The sequence below is a fragment of the Pseudarthrobacter sp. MDT1-22 genome (assembly GCF_054511035.1).
Map to the genome: position 1 here is coordinate 1 of NZ_JBTNDK010000071.1, position 1,536 is coordinate 1,536.

The 1,536-nt window shown below is 63.9% G+C and carries 2 protein-coding genes; both read left to right on the forward strand.

The window, feature by feature from the left end; genetic code table 11:
* The first annotated feature begins 345 nt into the window (after positions 1 to 345).
* Positions 346 to 1,011 (forward strand): SDR family NAD(P)-dependent oxidoreductase, encoded by a 666-nt coding sequence (locus ACX80M_RS20970; RefSeq protein WP_252602689.1) that lies wholly within the window; start codon positions 346 to 348, stop codon positions 1,009 to 1,011.
* A 43-nt stretch (positions 1,012 to 1,054) separates the two neighbouring features.
* Positions 1,055 to 1,450, forward strand: a complete 396-nt coding sequence (locus ACX80M_RS20975) for an SDR family NAD(P)-dependent oxidoreductase (RefSeq protein ID WP_459310393.1) — start codon at positions 1,055 to 1,057, stop codon at positions 1,448 to 1,450.
* Positions 1,451 to 1,536: the final 86 nt, after the last annotated feature.

Genomic DNA, 1,536 nt, shown 5'->3' on the forward strand with positions numbered 1-1,536 from the left:
AATACCGGGCCAAAGGCCGTGCCATCGACCGCCGAACCTACCCCGCGACACTCACCACGAGAATCTTGACACCCGACCCAGACGACTAACCGAACGGCATTGCCATTAGGGGCAGTGCACCAGTTCCAAAGGTGCCTGAAAGTTGCCGGGCGTGAGTACCTTGATGCCGCTGCAACGATGTTGGATGAGCGGGGCCTCGGACACAGTGGCGTCAAAGACGTCGGCTCCGGATATGTTCTGGAGTTCTGAGATCCTGACAACATCGCGTTGGAGCTCTTCGTCACTAACGCCAGGTTAACCACGCACCTGTGGAATACATCGGGGGCCTCAGGCCTTGGACCCGGTATGACTACTATTGCAATCATCGGAGCAGGACCAGGACTAGGGGCAGCAGTGGCGCGGCGTTTCGGCGCGGAAGGGTTCACCGTTGGCCTGATCTCCCGCGACCAGGGGCGCCTGGATGCACTGGCCGGGGAATTGGCCAGTGACGGCGTGGAGGCCAGGGGTTTCACCGCTGACGTCCGCGACCCGTCGTCCATTGCCAAGGCCCTGGAGCAGGTGGCGGAGACCCTTGGCCCGATCGAGGTGCTGCAGTACAGTCCGCTTCCGCAAAAGGACTTCATGCGCCCGGTCCTTGAGACGACGCCGGCGGACCTCGTGGGGCCCGTCGAGTTCTCCATCTACGGACCGGTTGCCGCGGTGCACCAGGTGGTGCCGGGCATGCGTTTCCTCGGCAAGAACCGCGGAACTATTCTGTTCGTCAATGGCGGCTCGGCCGTCAAGCCTGGCCGCAACGTGACCGGCACGTCCGTTGCTTTTGCCGGGCAGGCCGCCTACGCGCAGCTCCTTAACGAGGTCCTGGGCGAGGAAGGCATCCAGGTGTCCCAGCTCATCATCGGAGGCCGCATCATTGCCGGGGATCCCGAGAAGGACCCCGATGTGCTGGCCGGGCACCTATGGGACCTGCACATCAAACGTGACCGCTTCCGCCATCAGGTCAGCGCCGACTGAACCGCGCCGAACCCCACCCCCACCCCACCTCAGGAGACATCGTATGAGCGCCAAAACATGGTTTATCACCGGTACGTCCCGCGGCTTCGGCCGGGAGTGGGCGCTGGCCGCGCTGGAGCGCGGGGACACCGTGGCAGCCACCGCCCGAAACACCAACAGCCTGGATACCCTCGCGGCAGAGTTCGGCGACAAGGTCCTGCCGATCTCGCTCGACGTCACCGACCGTGACGCGGTATTCGCCGCCGTCGCCCGGGCACACGAGCATTTTGGCCGGCTCGACGTAGTGGTGAACAACGCCGGCTACGGCCAGTTCGGCGCGGTCGAGGAGCTCAGCGAGGCGGAGGCCCGCGAGCAGATCGAGACCAACCTTTTCGGCGCGCTCTGGGTCACCCAGGCGGCGCTTCCCTTCCTGCGCGGCCAGGTTAGGACGCGTCAGTAAATAAGCCAGCGTTTCGTCGTTTTGGCTCTATGGTGGTGCTATGGCCATTGGTGCAGAGGTTGAGACGGCTTTGCAGGGAAAGTTCG

What these genes read in the sequence shown, in the direction of transcription:
- ACX80M_RS20970 (WP_252602689.1), top strand. Translation starts at nt 346, where the DNA reads ATGACTACTATTGCAATCATCGGAGCAGGACCAGGACTAGGGGCAGCA.
- ACX80M_RS20975 (WP_459310393.1), top strand. Translation starts at nt 1,055, where the DNA reads ATGAGCGCCAAAACATGGTTTATCACCGGTACGTCCCGCGGCTTCGGC.